The 5,568-nt window shown below is 56.0% G+C and carries 6 protein-coding genes; 3 read left to right on the top strand and 3 right to left on the bottom strand.

Annotated features, from left to right (window positions below; translation table 11 throughout):
• Positions 1-107: 107 nt before the first annotated feature.
• A complete protein-coding gene (locus VAE55_RS12110) occupies positions 108-320 on the bottom strand; it encodes a hypothetical protein (RefSeq protein WP_322816037.1) in 213 nt (70 codons plus the stop codon).
• Positions 321-850: 530 nt separating this feature from the next.
• Between VAE55_RS12110 and VAE55_RS12105 the strand changes: the two genes are divergently transcribed.
• The gene (locus tag VAE55_RS12105) at positions 851-1,042 is read left to right on the top strand and encodes a hypothetical protein (RefSeq protein WP_012258593.1); all 192 of its coding nucleotides are present in this window, start codon (positions 851-853) and stop codon (positions 1,040-1,042) included.
• Positions 1,043-1,435: 393 nt separating this feature from the next.
• On the opposite strand, the gene VAE55_RS12100 is transcribed toward VAE55_RS12105, so the two are convergent.
• Positions 1,436-2,515, bottom strand: a complete 1,080-nt coding sequence (locus VAE55_RS12100; RefSeq protein WP_322816036.1) for an STAS domain-containing protein — start codon at positions 2,513-2,515, stop codon at positions 1,436-1,438.
• Positions 2,516-2,616: 101 nt separating this feature from the next.
• The gene (locus VAE55_RS12095; RefSeq protein ID WP_322816035.1) at positions 2,617-3,357 is read right to left on the bottom strand and encodes an SDR family NAD(P)-dependent oxidoreductase; all 741 of its coding nucleotides are present in this window, start codon (positions 3,355-3,357) and stop codon (positions 2,617-2,619) included.
• Positions 3,358-3,896: 539 nt separating this feature from the next.
• Between VAE55_RS12095 and VAE55_RS12090 the strand changes: the two genes are divergently transcribed.
• Positions 3,897-4,061: a hypothetical protein gene (locus tag VAE55_RS12090; RefSeq protein WP_322816034.1), complete on the top strand. Its 165-nt coding sequence runs from the start codon at positions 3,897-3,899 to the stop codon at positions 4,059-4,061.
• A 1-nt stretch (position 4,062) separates the two neighbouring features.
• The gene (locus tag VAE55_RS12085) at positions 4,063-5,112 is read left to right on the top strand and encodes a ParB/RepB/Spo0J family partition protein (RefSeq protein ID WP_322816033.1); all 1,050 of its coding nucleotides are present in this window, start codon (positions 4,063-4,065) and stop codon (positions 5,110-5,112) included.
• The last annotated feature ends 456 nt before the right edge of the window (positions 5,113-5,568 follow it).

The raw sequence follows: 5,568 nt of genomic DNA, 5'->3' as shown, positions 1-5,568 counted from the left end.
CGGAACCCGCCCCTACGGAACCCGCCCCTACGGAACCCGCCCCTACGGAACCCGCCCCTACACACCACCGGTACTGGCACGCTGTGGGGCAGGCTGCCGACCTGTGTTCAGCCATCGCCATCATCAGGGGCACGTACCGTCACGGGAGTCCGCTGCAATCCGCGCCAGATCGTGAGCACGGCTGGCGCGGCAGCATGGCTGCCGCACTCCAAACTGTACGACACGCGCATGACGAGCGGGTACGGCAATCCATCCAGCACGTGCCAGCACGGCTGGAGCGGCGCACTGCCACCGGGCCAGTCGCTCACAACAGCACCCATGGCGATCATCTCCGCTGATACGCACGTGGTTGACACCAGGTATGGGTAATGCATAGCCCGCTGGGGGCGGGAACCGGCGGTGCCGGATGGATGCCGTTGGCACGTGCTGGTGCTGGGAGTGCGCACGCCTTCGGCGTGCGCACTCCCAGCTACTGCTCCGACGCTTGCTCAGCAAACTGGAGGTGCGCACTCCCAGGCGATGCCGGTGCCTGCTGAGTGCGCCGGAGGCGCACGCTCCCAAGCGATGCCGGTACTTGCATCTCCGTGGAGTGCCGTAACGTAAGGTTAACGGTAGATAGCCTGCCATGATTTTGGTTAAACCAGATTTGATATTACGTCCAGGCTATCAAGCCTGACCGATTCTGGCAAGAAATATATTGTTAAGAACAATGTTCCGCCCGCTTCCTATCTGCTACCAATAGTGCTACCATGCGGTATATACACGCACAAGATATATCAGTAACTGGATTGTATTTAGTGTATAATAGCGGTATGATATGTCAAATATATGTCCAGACAGGAGGCGAGCGATGGATCTCTGGATTATGATCGGTATCGTCATCTTCGTCTTTATTGGGCAGGCCATTCTGTGGTCGTGGGTCATTATTCGGCGAAATCAGGTGGCACCTGATGTTAAGATCTTCAACTGGCGTGAACTCTCGCAAGCCTTTGACCGCTGGCTGGCGGATCGGCAGCGCCGACGCCGTTCGTCGTACCGTTAAGCTGTTGTCAATATCATGTACGGTGCAGCAGTCAGATGTTGCACCGTACATGTCTTTCGTGCACCAAACACGGTGACACGAGAATTGCTGTTTAGAGGGGTGATTGAAGGTTAATAAGGGTGAGGTTTTACCTTGCTTCAAGCTGCCAGCACTCTCTCGCCATACGGTGTGTGCCGGATTGGTGACGGGCATGTATACGCGCAATGGTACAGGAGACTGACATAAAGCCTATCAACGACACATAACACAAGACGATAGCGGGTGTGAATAGATCTGGTATCACCCACCGCGTAAGGGGTGTAGCCAGTACATACCTGATGTGCGAAGTAATTCTTATAGGAACTGAGTAAGCGCAAGCAGTATGTGCGCTTGTGCGTTGCTTTCAACCGGTGCCTACACCGTCACCTGCTGACGCCGTAGCGCTGACGCCAGATCGGCTGCGGTCGTTACCTCAGACAGGTCGATCCCCAGCGCCACAATCGTCTGCGCAACTTCTGGACGCACCCCAACCAGGGTCACCGTTGCCCCCAACAAGCGGGCCGACTGCACCAGTTGTATCAAACCGGCAGCAACCGTTGTGTCAACAAATGGCATCCCAGTAATGTCAAGCACCAGATGGCGGGCATCGGCCCGATCAATCGCCTGAAGTGCTGTCGCCTGTGCCACCGCAATCCGTTCGGCATCAAGCTCACCAACCAGAGGCATTACCAGGGTTTCCTGAGAAACCGGCAGCACCGGCATACTCAAACCACGGATCAGCTCGCGCTGACGCTCGTTTTCGGCCAGTAGGCGCGATTGCTCGGCCATTTGCCGCTCAACTTCGACCAATGCCTGCTGCAAATCAGCCGTTCGTTGGGCAACCCGTTCTTGCAAACCGGTGCGCTCATGCTCAAGCGCCTCGTTGATCTGCCGCAACTGGCTGATGACTCCCAACAGGCGTTCGTGAAAAATCCAGAGCTGCAATAACAGAATCGCACTGATGCCCAACACACCGGCAAATTGAAACGGCAGTTCCAGAACCTCGGGAATAGGCGGAAAGAGACGCACTTGCGAACCCAGTACTATCGTGACAACAACGGCAATCCAGGCCACGATCAGCAAGCGCCTGAGCACAACTCCGCTCAGAAACGGCAGCATGGTGACAATTGCCAGCACAGGGGCAAATGCCATCAGCGAGGCCACATTCGGCAAGATAACCGCCCCGAATAGCCCATACAGAATGAGGGCAATAAATGAAGTCACTAACGCGACGCGCACCTGACCGCTGCGCATCTGGGACCATGCCTGTAAGAGGACAACCACCAATACCCAATCCAGGATCATGAGCGCAATCAGGGTGGGGGTGCGCCAGATTGCCGCAGACACGGTCGCGACGACTGCAACAATCCCGACAATTCCGGCTACCCAGAGAAAAAAGCGCCGGAGTTGGCGAACCTGTTCGAGGGTAAGGATGGAAATGGTTGACTCGCTCATTGAACTCTTCCTCACGTGAATGAGAGCTGTGTTGTGTGCAGTAATGCTCAGCACGCCATCCTACCATATCTTGACAAACGCATGTCAGTCGGGCTTTTCCCCTAATCCATCGTCAGGCCGCCATCAACATCAATCGTCTCGCCGGTAATGAACGATGCTTCGGCTGATGCCAAAAACACCGCTGCCGCGGCCACCTCTGCCGGTAGCGCAAAACGACCTAGTGGGATCAGGCGCCGCACCTGTTCCCGCAATTCCGGCATCATCACCGACAATAGCGGAGTCTCGACTGGGCCGGGACAAATCGTGTTCGCCGTAATCCCATGTGGCCCCAGCTCACGGGCCAGCGCTTTAGTGAGACCAATCGCCCCCGCTTTCGCGGTGCTGTAGGCAGCACTGCCGAGAATCCCACCGCCACGCTTGCCGGCAACTGAAGCAATGGTGATTAGACGACCGTAGCCGGTCGTAATCATCGCCGGCACAACTGCCCGGCACGTATAATAGATCGCTGTAAGATTGACTGCCAGCGTGCGTTCCCACTCAGCGGACGTTAGATTAAGAAATGGCGCTGAACTGAGCACGGCAGCATTATTCACCAGAATATCAATTCGCCCCCATTGTCGTAACACGTGATTGACAGCGGTATGGACCTCTGCGGCAACGGCAACATCGGCCACGATACTCTGTGCACGCTCACCGAGGCGCTCAGCAGCAGTAACCACTGTTGCGTCACGGTCTAGCAATGCAACCTGTGCCCCATGTTCGACAAATGCGGTGGCAATTGCGTAGCCGATACCACGTCCGCCACCGGTGACAATGGCAGTACGACCTCGCAGATCAAACATTGACAATCCTCTGCATACGGTTATAACGACGTTCCATCATAATTCCAAAAGGCACAGCAGTCAACTTACGGTGGGCGGATCAGAGTGATCAGCGTCGAGCGTGGTTCAACGTATTGAAGTTCGTTTAGCATAGTGTTACGACACGTATCTGGTAACAGGCGCGGTGGATGCTGTACTCCATACCGGTGAGGCAGGGGCTGGTGCTGCGGGTGTCCACGTATCTCCAAGCGATGGCTGTGCGGCAGCATGGCTGCCGCACTCCAAACGTCGCGACACGGGTCGTGCTTGCTGGCACGATCAGTAGGGGCGACGCGTGCGTCGCCCCTACTGATCGTCATCACATCAAATATGGCAGCATAACGTGACACACCAGCCAACTCTTACCCTGATACTGCACCTAGACGAAGCACCGCTAAATGCCAGCGCTAGAGGGGCACGGCATGCCGTGCCCCTCTAGCGCTGCACCGACGACAACCAACCGACCCGCCAGTGGAACACCTGAACGATACACATTGTTGAGAACGATTTGGAGTCAGATTGTGGAATGTAACTACTACCGGGCTACTCCACGGCGGGCAGGTGCGCTCATCTTGCGCTATCGTTTGCCAGAACAGCGTAATCCTGCTATACTTGACACAATTGTTCGGATAGATCACAATGACCGGGTAGAACCGGTCATTCTGTTGTCAGAGGGAGAACTCTGAAATGCAGTTGCTCTACCTCGATCCACATCAGTTAGAAGTTGATCCAACCGGTGTGCGTGAAGAACCGGGAGATATTGCCGGCTTGGCGACGACAATTGCCGAATACGGGATGCTCCAGCCAATAGGGGTGACACCAACCGGCGGTGGACGTTATCGAGTAGTGTACGGTGGGAGACGGCGAGCCGCTGCCATCCAGCTCGGCTTGAGCAAAGTGCCGTGCATTGTGCTCGATAACGATGATCCTGATCTTCTGTTACGTCAACTCATTGAAAATGTGCAGCGGCAGGATTTGAACGACATCGAACAGGCCCGTGCTTTTGCCCGTCTCCGCGAGCATATCATCGCAACTCGCGGTAAATTGCCCGACAACGAACTCGATGAAGCGGTTGGGCAGGCAGTGGGACTGGGAGCACGCACGGTTCGTCGCTATCTCGGTCTCCTGGAACTGCCTGAAGAAGTACAGCAGATGATCCGGCGCGGCGATCTGAATGTAACCCAGGCTCAACATCTGCGCCGGATTACCAATCCAAAGACGCAAATTGATTTGGCCCGCTTTGCTGTTGAGGAGGGGATGTCGGCAGCCGAATTGAGCCGGCTCACCACCTACTTTGCCGCCAATCCAAACCTCACCCTCGACGTGGCTTTGCAGGCGCTCGAACAGGGTGAGGTGTTACGCACGAAGGCCGCTCCAGCCGGTAGCAGTGGCGGCCCACTCAGCCATACCCCGGTGGCGATGGCCGATCTCCCTACACACGATGACACCTGGGACGATGAGGAACAGGGCGACACCTATCTGACCGTAGAAGAAGAGACTATCGAGAACCAGCCCAAAAACAAGGTGCGCGTCTTCCGCATTCGCTCGCTCGATCAGATGGTTGACGAGAGTGATCGGCTGGCCCGGGCTGTACACGATGGTGATCTGCTGAAGTGGATTGAACGCGACGAGGGCGCAGTCTTCAAGGTGCGGCTTTTGTTACGTCAATTAGAAAGCCTGACTCGCGCTTTACGGGAGATTGCCCGCCAACGCAACCTCCCGCTCGATGAGGAGTAGCGGCAATAACCGCCTGCTGGCGTGGCGACCGTCAATTGCGCCATGCCAGTGGTGAGGTAGCGTGCAGTGTTTATACGCTCTTCACTACGGATACCATAACCCAGGTTGATCCCTTTATCACCATAAGAGGCACAGAGAATGGGGATAATCCGGGTTGCTACCATGAGGCGCGACGAAATGCGTCCATAGGAACTGGCTGCTCCCTACATCGTTATGCGGTACGCCATACGGTGTTGAGGGCAACGTCGTGCTGTTCATTCTGATAGTCAGCTTCCGTCGCCTGCTCACAGCATAGGTAAAACCTGTTTCAAAAAACATCTACTATGAGTATCTCATTCATTGCCAACCGATTCCATGCATGATCGAGACGAGCACAGCCGGCATTCGCATGACCAGCCGGGTCAACGACCTGACACGTGCCAGATCGCGAGCACGGCTGGCGCGGCAGCATGGCTG

Source organism: Chloroflexus sp., from assembly GCF_034432675.1.
Classification (GTDB): Bacteria; Chloroflexota; Chloroflexia; order Chloroflexales; family Chloroflexaceae; genus Chloroflexus.
The sequence above is the reverse complement of the archived record's forward strand: the minus strand, read 5'-3'. Positions and strand labels throughout refer to the sequence as shown.

Coding starts and splice junctions, on each gene's coding strand:
- VAE55_RS12105 (WP_012258593.1), top strand. CDS start 851: ATGGATCTCTGGATTATGATCGGTATCGTCATCTTCGTCTTTATTGGG.
- VAE55_RS12100 (WP_322816036.1), bottom strand. CDS start 2,515: ATGAGCGAGTCAACCATTTCCATCCTTACCCTCGAACAGGTTCGCCAA.
- VAE55_RS12095 (WP_322816035.1), bottom strand. CDS start 3,357: ATGTTTGATCTGCGAGGTCGTACTGCCATTGTCACCGGTGGCGGACGT.
- VAE55_RS12085 (WP_322816033.1), top strand. CDS start 4,063: ATGCAGTTGCTCTACCTCGATCCACATCAGTTAGAAGTTGATCCAACC.
- VAE55_RS12110 (WP_322816037.1), bottom strand. CDS start 320: ATGGGTGCTGTTGTGAGCGACTGGCCCGGTGGCAGTGCGCCGCTCCAG.